Source organism: Granulicella cerasi, assembly GCF_025685575.1.
GTDB lineage: Bacteria > Acidobacteriota > Terriglobia > Terriglobales > Acidobacteriaceae > Granulicella > Granulicella cerasi.
Window position 1 is genome coordinate 34,894 of the sequence record NZ_JAGSYD010000002.1, and the last position, 15,316, is coordinate 50,209.

Annotated in this window: 9 protein-coding genes and 1 other RNA gene; 7 read left to right on the forward strand and 3 right to left on the reverse strand. The window is 61.9% G+C overall.

The features are described 5' to 3' along the window. Positions 1 to 105 precede the first annotated feature (105 nt). On the forward strand, positions 106 to 5,937 hold the full coding sequence (locus OHL11_RS05595; RefSeq protein WP_263370517.1) for a choice-of-anchor D domain-containing protein: 5,832 nt from the start codon (positions 106 to 108) through the stop codon (positions 5,935 to 5,937). Here the strand turns inward: OHL11_RS05595 and ribB are convergent. Then, positions 5,924 to 7,114, reverse strand: coding sequence for a 3,4-dihydroxy-2-butanone-4-phosphate synthase (gene ribB / locus OHL11_RS05600; RefSeq protein WP_263370518.1), 1,191 nt, complete (start codon positions 7,112 to 7,114; stop codon positions 5,924 to 5,926). The genes OHL11_RS05595 and ribB overlap by 14 nt on opposite strands. A gap of 82 nt (positions 7,115 to 7,196) precedes the next feature. Further along, entirely contained in the window at positions 7,197 to 7,424 is a 228-nt protein-coding gene (locus OHL11_RS05605) for a hypothetical protein (protein WP_263370519.1), read from the reverse strand. 195 nt (positions 7,425 to 7,619) lie between these two features. On the opposite strand from OHL11_RS05605, the gene OHL11_RS05610 reads away from it, so the two are divergent. The 6 genes from OHL11_RS05610 (at position 7,620) to ssrA (ending at position 14,229) form a co-directional block, all read left to right on the forward strand. Further along, positions 7,620 to 10,109, forward strand: a complete 2,490-nt coding sequence (locus tag OHL11_RS05610; RefSeq protein WP_263370520.1) for a RecQ family ATP-dependent DNA helicase — start codon at positions 7,620 to 7,622, stop codon at positions 10,107 to 10,109. 11 nt (positions 10,110 to 10,120) lie between these two features. Next, on the forward strand, positions 10,121 to 11,545 hold the full coding sequence (gene glmU, locus OHL11_RS05615; RefSeq protein WP_263370521.1) for a bifunctional UDP-N-acetylglucosamine diphosphorylase/glucosamine-1-phosphate N-acetyltransferase GlmU: 1,425 nt from the start codon (positions 10,121 to 10,123) through the stop codon (positions 11,543 to 11,545). 112 nt (positions 11,546 to 11,657) lie between these two features. Beyond that, a complete protein-coding gene (locus tag OHL11_RS05620; protein WP_263370522.1) occupies positions 11,658 to 12,767 on the forward strand; it encodes an HD-GYP domain-containing protein in 1,110 nt (369 codons plus the stop codon). A gap of 56 nt (positions 12,768 to 12,823) precedes the next feature. Beyond that, entirely contained in the window at positions 12,824 to 13,114 is a 291-nt protein-coding gene (locus OHL11_RS05625) for a 4a-hydroxytetrahydrobiopterin dehydratase (RefSeq protein WP_263370523.1), read from the forward strand. 238 nt (positions 13,115 to 13,352) lie between these two features. Then, positions 13,353 to 13,790: a CYCXC family (seleno)protein gene (locus tag OHL11_RS05630; protein WP_263370524.1), complete on the forward strand. Its 438-nt coding sequence runs from the start codon at positions 13,353 to 13,355 to the stop codon at positions 13,788 to 13,790. An 85-nt stretch (positions 13,791 to 13,875) separates the two neighbouring features. Further along, positions 13,876 to 14,229, forward strand: a transfer-messenger RNA (tmRNA) gene (gene ssrA, locus OHL11_RS05635). A 27-nt stretch (positions 14,230 to 14,256) separates the two neighbouring features. Here the strand turns inward: ssrA and OHL11_RS05640 are convergent. After that, positions 14,257 to 15,312, reverse strand: a complete 1,056-nt coding sequence (locus OHL11_RS05640) for a PLP-dependent cysteine synthase family protein (protein WP_263370525.1) — start codon at positions 15,310 to 15,312, stop codon at positions 14,257 to 14,259. Positions 15,313 to 15,316: the final 4 nt, after the last annotated feature.

Below are 15,316 nucleotides of genomic sequence, written 5' to 3' on the forward strand. Positions count from 1 at the left end.
AAAAATCCGTACACTGTACGAAGATCAGACACAATCTAAACTCCATCTTCCATTGGTATAGAAGGACAGGCTGCACCTTGCGCTTCGCCGCAGCCACTTGCCACGATGAAGAACATCATTCGACGTACGTTCGCGTTTGCCGTGCTCTTTGGTTGCGCAATTCTGGCCGCAGCACAGGCCACCAATAATTCTCAGAGCCTCGCCACGCAAGGCTTGCTCGCGGCCAACGGCAAGGGCGGCTTCAAGGCTGCAGCCTTCCTCCCCGATGGCAGCCTTGTGCTGCTCGTCGATCAAGGCGATGGCCTTCGCCTGCGCAAGACGGATGCGAGCGCCACAACTCTCCTCGCCAGTGCGCAACAAGGTGCTGCAGGCGATGCGGGCATCGCGATGGCGACCGACGCCACAGGCAATATCTACGTCACCGGCACGAGCACCTCGGGTCAGTTGAACGGTACAGCGGGCGTTGCCTTTCCCTCTCGCGCCGACACTTCGACGAACTCCTTCCTCGCGAAGTTCGATAGCAATCTCAATCTGTTGTTCCTCAGCTTCCTGGGATCTGGCAGGACCGCCGCCACAGCCATCGCCGTGACGAATGATGCTCTCTTCGTCACAGGCGTCACCTACAACACCGCATTTCCCGTAACGGCCGCTGGCATTCAGCAAACGCCCGCGAGCGGAAGCAGTGGTAACGGCTTCGTGGAGCGTTTCACGACAAACGGCTCAACGCTCGTGTATGCGACGTACCTCACAGGCGTCGGCGGCAGCACGTCCCCTGCGGCCCTCGCGGCCGACAGCAGCGACAACGCTTATGTCGCTGGCACCACCACCTCGAGCGGTTATCCCACGCTGAACGCGCTGGCGCCAGCGATCTTTGGCGCAACCTCGGGCTTCCTCTCCAAACTCACGCCAGCAGGCGACGGCTTCCTCTTCTCCACATTCGTGGCTGGCGGTGGTCTCACGAGCCTCGCGTATGACGCGAGCAGTAGTACGCTGCTCGCCAGCGGCAGCTTCGCGCTGGGGCAATTCCCCATTGGCAACGTCAGCGGCCCTCTAGTAGCGACGAGTTACCAATCCTTCGCAAGGCTCTCGCTCGACGGGCAAAGCATCGTATCGTCGGGCGTCGTTGCTCCCGGAAATGCATCGCTCATCACTCCGGGAAGCAACGGCACAGCGTGGGTGGCTGGCGCGCTTTCCCTGCCGTTCTTCGGCGCGAATGCGACACCGCTTGCGCCCTTTGGTGACAGCTTCCTCGCACACCTCACCGCAGACGGCACTCTCGACAAGACCGCTCGTACCGGCGCGATGCAAGCCGACAACGCGGCCTACGCAGGCGCGAGCACGCAAGCGTTCGCACCTGCGATCTCCGGCAGTCTCGTCGCCCTTCCTCTGCAGCTCACGACTTCGCTTGACCCCTCACTGGTCGCAAGCGAACGCTTTGACCTGCCATTTTTGAACGCCCCGAGTAACGCGCTGCCATCGACCGCGAGAGACGCCGTCAGCAGTTGCACCAGCGGACGCTGCACTGCCACCTCAGGACTGCTGGCCGAATGGAACTTCGCAGCCAACGCGCCGTCGCTCACGCTCTCTACTGACGACTTGCCGAACGTCACGCTGCGCAATCAAGGTTCTACAGCGGCGACGGGGATCGCGATCGCCGTGAGCGGCTACACGCAATGGAACAACTGCGGCGCAACGCTCGACGTAGCGGCGCAATGCAGCATCGCGCTCTCCGGAAGCGGTCCAGGAACGCTGACCGTCTCAGCGTCGAACGCGACCGCTGCAAGCGCGAGCCTGGGAACGACAACGCTGAGCGCAGATCCGATTGCGCTCTCCAGCAACGAGCTCGACTTCGGCGTATCCACCGCAAGCGTTCCCACGGCACGCACACTGACGATCACCAACCTCACAGCGTCCACGGTGACCTTCTCGTCAGGAGCGGATGGTGGCAGCTCTACAAAGTACAGCCTCGCGGAAAGCAGCTCCGACTGCGCATCCGGCGGATCGGCTGGCAAGCACAGCCTCGCCGCCAACGCAGTCTGTCACCTCACGCTAACGCTGACAGCCTCGAGCAGTGCAAGCAACGATGGCATCGTCTCCGCAACGTGGCTCGTCGGCACTCGCGACGTCGCGCTCACCGGCTTCACACAGGCCGCCGCGTTATCGCTCTCCGCCACAGAGCTCGACTTCGGCACGCAGTATAGCGGCGCGAACGCTCTGCGGTTGCCGCGCTATCTCTTTCTCTCCAACAGCACCGATGCTGCGCTGCCCCACACGTCGTTGACGCTTCCGTCCACGACAGCGTTCACCGCAACAGACGCGTGCCCCGCGTCGCTTGCTCCACACAGCGTCTGCCGCATCACGTTCGGCTACAACGCGGGCACGGCCCCCTCGCGCGACACACTGACGGTGAGCGTCGACGGCATTGCAGTCCTGCTGACTGGAACCACGCTGCAGCCTGCAAGCGTGAACGGGAGCACCGCCAACCCGAACCTGAGCGTTACGCCGACAACTCTGAACTTCGCAACAGACGTTGCAGTGACGAGTGTTTCGACCGCGAGCCAAACGGTTACGGTCAAGAACTCCGGCAGCGCTGCCATGGCACTAAGCATTGCCTCCAGCAGCGAGTTCCCGATCGTGAACGGTTGCCCAGCCAGCCTTGCCGGAAGCGCGTCATGCACGTTGAGCGTCAGCTTTGCGCCAGCGAACGCAGGCACGCGACAAGGGCTGCTCGCGATCGCCGGCGGAAGTGGTTTTGCTCCCGTCTATGTGAGCTTGAGCGGCACAGGGACTGCGTTGCTCGCAGCGAACAATGGCACACTCGACCTCGGCCAGACCTACGTCGGCGAGCCGCTCGTGGCCTGGTACAAAGTGCAGCAGGCTTACAGCACGCTCAGCGCGACCGTCTCCGGTACAGGATACGGAATCGCCTTCGTGAATGACGCGGGCAGCGGACACGGATCGCTCTCCGCATCCAGCTTTGCGACGAGCGCCAGCATCAACTGCTCCAACTGCTGGATCGGCATCCAGATGCTGCCCGGAGCGGCAGGGGCACAAGCCGGAACTCTCTCCTTCACCTCGAGCAGCGGAGGCAACGCGTACGTCGTTGGCCTTACGGCGACGGCGCTCCCTGTTCAGGGCCTGCTGCTCACGCCGCTCACGCAAGACTTCGGCACGATCAACGTCGGATCATCCACGCCCCCTGTCACCTTCACGCTCGCTAACCTTGTGGGGAGCGCGGCTCTCGCCAATATCCAGAGCGTCACGACGACCGGCGACTTCATCGTCGCGACAAACACGACCGGTGGCCCATCCTGCTCAGGCGCACTCGCGTCCACAGCCGCTTGCTACATCAACGTCATCTTCGCGCCGACAGCTCTCGGCCAGCGTACAGGCACGCTCACGGTCACGACGGATCAGGGCGCGGTCACCGCCGCGCTCGCGGGCTACGCGTCTGCAAGCGCCGGTGTCTCCGTTACGCCATCTTCCCTCAACTTCGACAACATTCCGGGGAGTGCAGCCACGCAGCAGACGCTCACGCTTTCCAACACAGGACAGACGAGCGTTCTCATCGGCACACCAAGCTCCTCAAGCAGCGCGTTTGCCATCAGCACCCTTTGCAATTCACTCGCGGCGGGATCCCTCTGCACGATGAGCGTCACGTTCACACCACAAGCAGGGCCTACTAGTGGGACGCTTACGATCCCCGTCACCACCACGGCGAACGGCCAAACGCTGACCAGCAATCTTTATGTCGCGCTGAATGGGGATTACGCGGCCGTCACAGCGGGCCTTCGCATCCTGCCGGACGTCTCAAATTTCGGCGCCCAAGCCACCAGTACTCTCGGCCTGACGCGCCAGTTCACTGTAATGAACTTCTCGCCAAAGGCGCTGGCGCTCCATCTCACGATGCCGCAGCAGTTCCCTCTCAGCACAGCCTCCAACTGCGCGACTCTCGCCCCCTCCAGCTCCTGCGTTTTCTCAGCGAGTTTTCTGCCGAACGTGACCGGCGAAGCGACAGGCAGTATCTACGTGGACGGCGTACCCACCGACGGAACCGCCACGCTCGAGGCGCTCAGCTACCTGATCGGCTACGGCAACGGCAGCGGCTCTCTGCAGATTTCCGGCAGTACGCTCATCCCCACAGTCGGACTCTCCTTTGGGCAACTGAGCTCCGGGCAAAGCGCACAGCAAGCGATCACGCTCACCAACGTCGGCAGCGCTTCCGTCGCCATTCATCACATCAGCAGCGAACCGCCGTTCTTCAGCACAACGACCTGCGGTGCGACACTTGCTACCAATGCCAGCTGCAACGTGAGCATCAACTATGCGCCGACGTACTCATCAAGCAGTGGTACGGCCGCACTCCCGCAGACAGCGACACTGACCGTCGACAGCGACGCTGCATCTTCACCGAACACGTTAAACATGACCGGCACAGTGCTTCCAACGACCTCCGCTGGAAGCACTGCAGTGCTCTCCACTTACAGCCTGAGCCAGGGAGCACTGACCTTCAGCAACACAACGGTCGGGAACATCTCGCCGGTACAAACGATTACGCTCACGAACACCGGCAACATGACGTTGCACCTCTCGCAGATACTCACTCCTGCGGACTTCCAAAGTACTTCAACCTGTTCGACGGTGCTCGCGGGCGCAAGCTGCAACATCAACGTGAGCTTTGCTCCCACAACCGCGTCGACATCGACCATCCGCTCGGGGGCGTTACAAATCGCCTCTGACTCGACGAACTCGCTACAGTACGTAACGCTGGTCGGCACCTCGTCCGCCGCGCCGCTTACGCTCTCGCCAACCGTACTGGACTTCGGCGCCGTGAACGTCAACGGCGCCAGTACGCTCAACGTCATCGCTACCAACACCGCCGCCACGCCTGTCGTCTTCAACAATGTCACTGTCAGCGGGGACTACACCACAGCGCGCGGCACCTGCCCGCTCAATGGAGATTCCCTCGCCGCCGGATCGAATTGCGCGCTCACCGTCACCTTCAAGCCCACAGCCGTCGGAACCCACACCGGTGCCTTGCAGCTTGCGACGAATGCGACACAGCAAGCGCTCACGGTCTCGCTCACGGGCATCGGAGTAAGCGGCCAACTGCTTGCATCGCCCAGCGCACTCAGCTTTGGCAACATCCTCGTCGGTGTCACCTCACAGCTCACGCTCACGCTGACGAACTCCGGGCAGGCGTCTGTCACGGGTATTCGATCTGCCATGATTGGAAGCAACGCAGCAGACTTTACCGTGGTCTCGCCGTGTAGTGTCACCGCGCTGGCACCGAACCAGGGCTGCACGTTGGTCGTGGCGTTCACCCCCTCCGCTGCGATCGCTGAGTCCGCAACCCTGAGTCTCGCGAGCAGCGATCCCAACACACCGCTGACGATTCCGCTGACGGGCACGGGCTTCGCCGGCAGTGGAAGCTTTACGCTCACAGCCACCGGTGGCCTCAGCACCGCTGCAGCGACGGTGAAGACGGGCTTCCCAGCCGCGTATGGGCTCACGCTTACGCCAAGCGGAGGCTACGCGGGCGAAGTGACGCTCACCTGCACGGCGCTCGTGGCTGTGCCTTATGCAGGCTGCTCGCTAGTGCCATCGCGTGTCACGCTCAACGGACCTACCGCGCAGAGCATCACCGCAAACATCACCACCGTCACATCGATGGCGACACGCAAGCTGGCGTTGACGTCGTTCTTCACTTTGCTGATTGCGAGCACTTTCGCAGTTCGCCGACGGCGAGTACCGTGGCTCGTGTGCTGTGTTCTGCTGACGGCGCTGACCGTGACAAACGGCTGCGGCGGCGGAGCCTCGGGCAATCCGAATCTCCGCTACACCCCAGCCGGAACGTACCAGTATCAGATCACGGCAAGTTCTACGAACGGCAGCAATGTCTCGAGCACCGTAACGCTGAGTCTTACCGTGCAGTAGTCGCGTGGAGCGGAACCTGCTCGACGATTTCGATTCCAAACCCGTGCAGCGCAGGCGCGTGGGTCGGGTGGTTCGTCAGCAGTCGGATGCGACGCACGCCGAGGTCAGAGAGGATCTGTCCGCCAAGGCCGGTCTCGCGCAGAATGCGCTGCGAGGTCGCCGCATTGCCAGCAGCCGCCACAGAAGGACGTCCCTGCTCGCGGCGATGGAAGCCGAGGCGATGTGCGGCAGAGTCCACGGTGTAGCCACGTTGTCCGTTGTGCAGATACACCAACGCACCACGCCCAGCTTCTACGATCGCCTTCAGGCTGGCGTCCACGCTGTCGCGGCAATCGCATAGCGTCGAACCGAAGACCGATCCCATAACGCAGTGCGTATGCACGCGCACCAGCACAGGCTCATCGGAGTGCGCGTCGATGTCGCCGTACACCAATGCCAGATGAGATTCACGCTCGGACGAGCCGCCAATGCCCGCCTCAGACTCGAACGCAATCGTGCGGAACTCGCCATGCTCGGTCGGCAGTTGCGACTCACCAACGCGATGCACGTAGCGCTCATGCTGCATGCGATAGCGAATCAACTCCGCCACCGTCACCAGCTTCAGATCGTGCTCGGCACAGAAGAGCTTGAGGTCCGGCAGACGCGCCATCTCGCCGTCATCATTGATGATTTCGCAGATCACGCCCGCAGGAATCAGTCCTGCCATGCGCGCCAGATCAACCGAGGCTTCGGTTTGGCCAGCGCGAACAAGCACGCCGCCCTTCTTCGCGCGCAGCGGAAAGACATGACCCGGACGCGATAGATCCTGCGGCGTCGATCCCGGTGCAATCGCCACCTGGATGGTGTGTGCGCGGTCGGCGGCGGAGATACCCGTCGTCACGCCTTCGCGCGCTTCGATCGAAACCGTGAACGCTGTACCAAAGCGCGAAGAGTTTTCAGGAACCATGGGGTCGAGACGCAGTGCGTCGGCGCGCTCCTCGGTAAGCGTCAGGCAGATCAGGCCGCGGCCGTACTTCGCCATGAAGTTGATCGTCTCCTGCGTCGCAAACTCAGCGGCCAGCGTGAGGTCGCCCTCATTCTCGCGGTCTTCATCGTCGATCACGACGACCATCTTGCCCGCGCGCATATCGGCGATCGCTTCTTCGACGCTCGAAAAGCCTACTTCCACTTCGCTCATACCCACTCTCTCCGCTCAAACGAAACGGCACGGCATAAGATCGCCGCGCCGATTTCTCATTCACTTGTTTGGATGCTCCAGCCTACAGCGTCGACTCAATCTCAAAGCCCCACGCCTCCAGCAGCGCCTCGGGGATGTACTTCGAGTTCTTGTTGCGACGAGCCCACTCGCGAAGACGCGTGGAGCGGATGTACTGGTCCGGCGTCAGCTTGTATTCCTTGACGACCTGCTCAAAGGACGTGATGGTCGGGATGACGGGGCCGATCGGCTCCGGCTTACCCCAGTTTGGGTTACCGCGACGTTTTGCCATGAAGATCCTTTCTGCTGGTTGCGCTCCGGAAATTGCACATCGGACGCAACAGTTTATGATACCCCGATTCGCCCTTCAAACTCAACTCCTGCGCGGCTTTCCAGCACTTGTGCGCACGCTTGTATCTGCATCGATTCCCTTCCGCTGCCTACGCTTCGCAGCGGTGAACATTATGCGAAGATATCGAAGGCAGACATGGCTCAAAACAGTACTCAACGCGATCTCCCTCAACTGCTGCACGAGGTCTTCGGACATCGCGAGTTCCGTCCGCATCAGCAGAAGGTCTGCGAAGCGGGCGCGGAGGGCCGCGATGTGCTCGTCGTGATGCCCACGGGCGCTGGCAAGAGTCTCTGCTATCAGCTTCCGGCCCTCGCGCGCGGCGGCACAGCGCTCGTCATCTCCCCGCTCATCGCGCTGATGGACGACCAGGCCACGAAGCTCGAGTCGCTCGGCCTCCGCGTGGCGCGCATCCATTCAGGCCGCCCGCGCGAAGAGTCGCGCCAGGCCTGCCGCGACTACCTCACCGGCGAGCTCGACTTCCTCTTCATCGCCCCTGAACGCATGCGCGTCCCCGGCTTCCCGGAGATGCTGGCCAAGCGCAAGCCCGCACTCGTCGCCATCGATGAAGCGCATTGCATCTCGCAATGGGGCCATGACTTCCGCCCCGACTATCGCACCCTCGGGCAGTGGCTTCCGGCCCTGCGTCCGTCGCCGATCATGGCGCTTACCGCGACCGCGACGCCGAGCGTTCAGCGCGACATCGCCGCGCAACTCGACCTGCAGAACCCGGCCATCTTCATCACGGGCTTCCGTCGTGACAATCTCGCCGTTGAAGTCATCGAGATGTCCAAGCCGCAACGCGCTGACTTCGCCGCAAAGCTGCTGAAGGACGACGCCGCACGCCCCGCCATCGTATACGCAGGTTCGCGCAAGCAGGCTGAGGAACTCGCGGACAAACTCGGCCGACACTTCCCTGTCGCCGCCTATCACGCAGGTCTCGACGCCTCTACGCGCGAGCGCGTGCAACGAGCTTTCCTCACTGGCAAGCTCGAAGTCGTCGTTGCGACCGTCGCATTCGGCATGGGCGTCGATAAAGCCGACGTTCGTACGGTCGTCCACGTCGCGCTGCCCGGCTCCGTCGAAGCGTACTACCAGGAGATCGGCCGCGCCGGACGCGATGGGCAGCCTTCGCGCACCGTGCTTCTGCACAATTTCGCCGACCGCAAACTGCAGGAGTTCTTCCTCGAGCGCAACTACCCGCCGACCAACGACCTCGAACGCGTAGCCCGCATTCTGCCGCCGGAGTTCACGCCAATCGACGCGCTGCACAACCTGTTGCGCAAGCAGAAGGACATGATGGACCGCGAGACGCTTGATCGCTCCATCGAAAAGCTGCTCGCCAGCGGACTCGCGCTCATGGACATCGAAGGCAACGTGCGAGATGCGGGCGAATCGGCCGACGGCGGTGCATGGCAGAAGAACTACGAGTTGCAGGTCGCCAGCCGTCGTACGCAGATAGACCGCATGATCCGCTTCGCCGAGTCCACGGACTGTCGCATGAGGATGCTCGTCGAGCACTTCGGCGATCAGAGCGATCGCCAGCAAAGCTGCGGCATCTGCGACATCTGCAATCCCTCCGCCGGGCAGGCCAGCGCGCAACACGTTGCCACCGATGACGAGAAGCGCTCACTGCTCCGCATCCTCGATGCGCTGAGCGACCGCGCCACCTCGACCGGCAAACTCTTCACCGAACTCCGTCTCACCAGCGATCGCAAAGAGTTCGACGCACTGCTCGACGGTCTCGCACGGGCTGGCCTCATTCGCCTCAAGAACGACACCTTCACCAACGGCGAAGGCAAAGAGATCACCTACCGCAAGGCCGAGATCACCCTCGAAGGCCGCGAGCCGGATGACCGCGCACTGAACACCGTTTGGATTCGCGGCACTTCTGTCAGCGGCTCGAAATCATCCTCGCGATCCAAGTCATCCTCGTCCCGCAGCGGTTCCGCGAAACGCGCTCCTGTTGATGATCAGGAAGAGCTCACCGGGGAGAGCGCAGAAACCTTCGAACGTCTCCGCTCCTGGCGCACCGCGACAGCGAAGCCGACGAACACGCCCGCATTCATGATCGTCACCGACAGCGTGTTGCGCGGCCTCGCAAAGGCACGTCCGAAGTCGCTCGCAGACCTGCTCAACATCCACGGCATGGGCCAGGCCAAGATCGATCGCTTCGGTGCGGGCATCCTCGCGGCGATTCGCGGCGAGCACGCTGAAGCGCCCGCGTCCAAAGCCGCCAGGCCGTCAAAGCCATTGCCCAGCAAGCCTGTCGTGGTCACTCGCGCAGAGCCGGCAGCACCGCGCCCGACGAACGCGCCTCAGGCGAGAACCTTCCCCACAGCCAAGCCCGTCGCCACAGTTCGTCAGGAGATCCGGAACTCGCTCACCCCGAAGGTCGCCGACCTCACGCCAGAGCAGAAAAAGCTCGAGACGAGCCTGCGAGAATGGCGCATGGAGCGCGCCCGCGAAGCAGGGCTCCCGACATTTTTCATTGTGAGCGATACCGCGCTCCGCAGCATCGTAGAAGCTAAGCCGAGCAGCATGGACGAACTTCGTTCTCTGCACGGCATCGACCGGGAAAAGATCGAGCGCTTCGGCGCTGACATTGTGGCGATCAGCCGCGCATGAAAGGGATCACCATGGCAGAAGCAGGATTCGGCATCGCAATCATGGCCGCAGGAAAAGGAACGCGACTGAAGTCGCGCCGCCCCAAGGTGCTGCACGAAATTGGCGGCCGCGCCCTGCTGCTGCACGTCATTGCCGTTGCGGAAACGATCGCGCCTGCCAGCGAAATCCTCTGCATCGTCGGCCACGAAGCCGAGCGTGTTCGCTCCGCCGTGGAATCGACCGGCGTCCAGTTCGTACACCAGACCGAGCAGCGCGGCACCGGCCACGCGCTGCAAATGGTGAAGGCGTGGTTCACCACCAGCGGCGCAACATTGCCTGAAAACATCATGGTGCTCTCCGGCGACGTACCGCTGATCAAAGCCGAAACCCTGGCGCGCTTCGCCGCATTCCATCGCGAACATCACGCCGCGATGACGATCCTCACCGCGATCCCCAGCAATCCTTTCGGCTATGGACGCGTAAACCGCAAAGGCGCTGGCGAAGCGGATGTTCTCGGCATCGTCGAGCAGAAGGATCTTCCCAAGGGCGATGCAGGTTCTGCCGAAATCAACTCGGGCATCTACTGCTTCCAAACCGAGAAGCTCTTCGCAAAGCTCGATCAGCTCAACGACAAGAACGCGAGCGGAGAACTCTATCTCACCGACGTTGCAGGTCTGCTCGTCGCGGATGGAGAGAAGGTCGTTGCGACCGTCGCCGACAGCATCGACGAAGTGCTCGGCGCGAACACCATCGCCGAGATGATGCATCTGGACGCAGCGATGCGCCTCGACACAGCTCGCAAACTAATGGCGCAGGGCGTCACGATTTTCCGCCCCGAAACCTGCGTCATCGACTCCACCGTCACCGTAGGCCCTGACACGGTCCTCGAGCCGTATGTGCAGCTCCTCGGCAAAACGACCATTGGCACCGAGAGCCGTATCCGCTCATACTCCGTTGTGAAAGATTCGACGATCGGCGACAACGTCCTGCTGCGCAACGGCTGCATTCTCGAAGACTCAATCATCGGCGATGGCGCTCTGCTCGGGCCCTATGCGCACCTTCGCCCCGGCAGCGACATCGGCCCCGCGGCGCACGTCGGCAACTTCGTGGAAACGAAGAAGGTGAAGCTCGGCAAGGGCTCGAAGGCTAACCATCTGAACTACCTCGGCGATGCCGTCATCGGCGAAGGCGTCAACATCGGCGCGGGCGCGATCACCTGCAACTACGATGGCGTGCACAAGCACCAGACCACCATCGGCAACGGCGTTTTCGTCGGCTCCGACTCCACGCTCGTGGCTCCGGTCACCCTTGGTGACGGCTCTTACGTAGCGGCAGGCTCGTGCATTACAGATGACGTGCCCGCCGATGCGCTCGCACTGGGGCGCTCACGCCAAACGACCAAAGAAGGCTGGGTGAGCGCTCGCCGCAAGAAGCGTGAAGAGCTCGAGCCGAAGTAATTCTCAGCCGGCTGTGCCGTTTCGCGACACTCCGCAACGAATCGCGGCTTTGCCGATATAGACCGTGTTGGCGCTTCTCTGGCGCCGATTCTTACGAGGTCTACGCAGGCACATGAGCGCACTTTTCCCCAGTCGAGAACACATCCTGCTCGTCGAGCCAGACGGTCAGGCGCGCCTGGAAATGCTCGCGCTGCTCCGCACCAGCGGCCATGAGACCGCCGTCGCAGACACGGCCGCCTCCGCGCTCAGCTATCTTTACCGCCACCCGAACTGCCGCATCGTCCTGACCGAGGCCGCGCTGCCCGACCGCAGCGGCTTCCGCCTGCTGGATGACATTCGCCGCGCACACTTCGGCGTGGCCGTCGTCATCATGACGGCGAATCGCCATCCGCATCTTGCAATCCAGGCCTTCCGCCGCGGCGCAGCGGACATCCTCTTCAAGCCACTCACGCACTCGCTCACCAGCAACGTGCTCGAGAGCCTTCGCCTGCAGGAGCACACCCGCCGGCAGACCTTCAGCTACGTGCGTCAGCTCGAAAGCCTTGTCCACCACCGGACCAGCAAGCTTGAAGAGATCATGGAAGACCTCGAGCGCTCCTACGACATCACCATCGAAGCGATGGGCGATGCGCTCGACATGCGCGACGAAGAGACCGAAGGCCACTCCAAACGAGTCACGGCGTACACCGTGGCTCTTGCACGGCACATGAACCTCGATCGCGGGCAGCTCAAGACGATCGCCCGCGGGGCCTTTCTCCACGACATCGGCAAGATCGCGATCCCCGACTCCATCCTGCTCAAGCCTGGACGCCTGAGCGACGAAGAGATGGTGGTGATGCGCAGTCACTGCGAGCAGGGCTATCGCATCGTCCGGAAGATACCGTTCCTCACCGAAGCAGCCGAAATCGTGCTCTCCCACCAGGAGCGTTACGACGGCAGCGGATATCCCCGCGCGCTTGTCGCCGACGAAATTCCGCTGGGCGCGCGCATCTTCGCGGTCGCCGACACGCTCGACGCCATCACTTCCGATCGTCCCTATCGACGTGGACGCAGCTTCGACGAGGCTTACCGCGAGATCGAGCGCTGCCGTGGATCGCAATTCGACCCCGACGTGATCGACGCCTTCCTCACCCTTCCCGGACCTACCTGGCCCGCGATTCGCGCGGAAGTCGGCCGCCAGACCCACGCCGCCGAACTCGTACGCCGCGCCGTCGCCGCCTGAAGAAAGCTTTCTCCGTCAGCCTCTGACTACGCATCCAAAGCGGCAGGAGACGAGCCATGCCCACTCTACTCACCGGTAAAATCCTCGACGAGACCGTCGCAAATCTCCCCGGCTGGAGCCTTGAGAACGGCCAGCTCACCCGGAAATGGAAATTTCCGGATTTTTCTGCGGCGATCAAATTCGTAAACCAGGTAGCAGAGATCGCAGAGACGGCCAACCACCATCCTGACATCGATATCCGCTATAACGTTGTAATCACGTCACTTTCGACGCACGACGCTGGTGGAATCACCGACCTCGACATCCAGATTGCGCGAACTCTCCTTCAGAAATTTGGGAGCGAATGAAATATTTGTATGAAATGCGGAATATTCTGCTGGACATAAATCCCATTTGTGGTATCTTTTGATTATCGCTGCTACAGCGAGAGACTTTTCGAGCACTACCGCTCGACACAAGTTGCGTCACTGGCCTCCCGGCATGGACAAAGCACCGTCCATGCCGTCCTTTTTTTCTACGGCCAGACTTTGACCTCTCTCCCCCTTGCAACTTTCGTTTCTCCTCCCCCGCAGCTACACTCAGCGTATGAGGAAGTTTCTTGGATTGATGGCGGTAATGGCGGCGAGCCTGGTGGCTTCGGCCCAGTTTTCAGACCCTGCGAAGGACATCCCCGCGTACAACTCCCAGGCGCCTCATGCACCTCTGCCGCCCGTGCTGAGCGGCAAGCAGCTCACGGGTGTCTATTTCTCTCATCCCTACCAGGTGACCGCGTACAAAATGGCGGCGCAGGTTCCGGGTGTTCTCTTCCAACAGCCTTGCTACTGCCGCTGCGATCGCGGCATGGGACACAACAGTCTGCATAGCTGCTTTGAAGGGCTCCACGGTGCGGAATGTTCCACCTGCATGAAGGAAGCGGCGTACACCTATCGCGAGACGAAGAGGGGCCGCTCCGCCGCGCAGATTCGTGCAGGCATTGAGCGCGGCGAGTTCGAATCGATCGACCTGGAGCACATCGCCCTGTAGCTTCCACGTCAAGGCGAAGAACCGGCGTATAATGAATTCAGTTCTTTGAGAGCCACAACGCAATGTTGGGCCAGCTCCACCATGTGGGGGCGTCACGGCTTCGACGGGATTGCTTGCGGTAAAGAGGCATGCCGGGGTGTGGACACCCGTAATCGCTCACAAAAACACAAGTGCCGAACCTCAATTCGCACTCGCTGCTTAATTAAATAAGTAGCCGATCACTCGGGCTTCGCCTATGGGCCCGTACTGGTCGTCGCACAGTAGGCTGGTCTGCGGTGCTCCGCCTGGGCGCCAAGGATGAGATCGATCAGGCTGGTGACCGGTGTATCTTTGCCCATTCCAAACACTGGTTACGAGACAAAAGCGAACTGGGAAAAGCATGAATGCTCTTTATCGACTGTAGTTTCGGACGTGGGTTCGACTCCCACCGCCTCCACCAACTTCCCTTCTTCCAATCCATCGCCGCCTAGGCGAAGACCCGCATGGCGCGGATCTCCACTCGCTTCGCCAGACAGTCGTCGGCAAGCGTCTGTGCGCGCGTCAGGTCGGTGCTCAGGTACTTCTTGCTGTCGTCGGCGAAGACGGTACCAACGCCCGTGCCCGCACCAAGCCCCATAGCGACGCGCACCGCGCCCAACAGGTTCGCGCCCGACGAGATCCCCACTCCCATGCCCGTTTCGCACGCGAGTCGCTGCGCCATGTGGATCGCCTCCGCGTCGCTGATCGCGATCGGGGCATCGAGCGTCTCGAGTTTCACGATTGACGGAATGAACTCATCCGAAATGCCCTGGATGCGATGCTGCCCCACCTTGCAGCCCGTCGTCAGTGTCGGCGACTCAGCTGGCTCCAGCGGATGCAGGCGAATCTCCGGGAAACACCGGCGTAGCGCCGCACCGACACCCATCACCGTACCGCCAGTCCCCACACCTGCCACGAAAGCATCCAGCGATCCGCCTACGCGTGCCATCTGCTCGCAGAGTTCCTTGCCCGTGCCGCAAAGGTGCGCGGCAATGTTGGCCTCGTTCGAAAACTGACGCGGCAGAAAGATCTCTGGATCATTGGCTGCCATCGCCTCGGCCATCGCGATCGAGCCGAGGAAGCCACCTTCCGCCTTCGACACCAGGCGAACATCCGCTCCAAAACTCTTCATGAGCATGATGCGCTCCTGGCTCATCCAGTCGGGCATGAAGATCGTGACCGGGTGGCCGAGTGCACGCCCGAGCGCTGAAAACGAAATCCCTGTGTTACCGCTCGTCGCCTCGACGATGCGGAATCCCGGCTTCAACGCACCGCTGCGGTAGCCTTCGCGCAGGATATGCAGCGCCATGCGGTCCTTAATGCTGCCCGTCAGGTTCTTCCACTCGCACTTCACGAAGACGTTGTATGTCGCGTCATCGACTCCGACCTCGAGATGCAGCAGAGGTGTGTGGCCGATCATGCCTTCAAGCGCTTCGAAGCGCTGCGGCAACTCGATATCTTGCGCGGAGGTCGGCGTGACGGGCATTTCCAACTCGGTGAACATACTT

Excerpts from the sequence above, each read along its gene's own strand:
- OHL11_RS05595 (WP_263370517.1), top strand. The coding sequence starts at position 106 with ATGAAGAACATCATTCGACGTACGTTCGCGTTTGCCGTGCTCTTTGGT.
- ribB (WP_263370518.1), bottom strand. The coding sequence starts at position 7,114 with ATGAGCGAAGTGGAAGTAGGCTTTTCGAGCGTCGAAGAAGCGATCGCC.
- OHL11_RS05605 (WP_263370519.1), bottom strand. The coding sequence starts at position 7,424 with ATGGCAAAACGTCGCGGTAACCCAAACTGGGGTAAGCCGGAGCCGATC.
- OHL11_RS05610 (WP_263370520.1), top strand. The coding sequence starts at position 7,620 with ATGGCTCAAAACAGTACTCAACGCGATCTCCCTCAACTGCTGCACGAG.
- glmU (WP_263370521.1), top strand. The coding sequence starts at position 10,121 with ATGGCAGAAGCAGGATTCGGCATCGCAATCATGGCCGCAGGAAAAGGA.
- OHL11_RS05620 (WP_263370522.1), top strand. The coding sequence starts at position 11,658 with ATGAGCGCACTTTTCCCCAGTCGAGAACACATCCTGCTCGTCGAGCCA.
- OHL11_RS05625 (WP_263370523.1), top strand. The coding sequence starts at position 12,824 with ATGCCCACTCTACTCACCGGTAAAATCCTCGACGAGACCGTCGCAAAT.
- OHL11_RS05630 (WP_263370524.1), top strand. The coding sequence starts at position 13,353 with ATGAGGAAGTTTCTTGGATTGATGGCGGTAATGGCGGCGAGCCTGGTG.
- OHL11_RS05640 (WP_263370525.1), bottom strand. The coding sequence starts at position 15,312 with ATGTTCACCGAGTTGGAAATGCCCGTCACGCCGACCTCCGCGCAAGAT.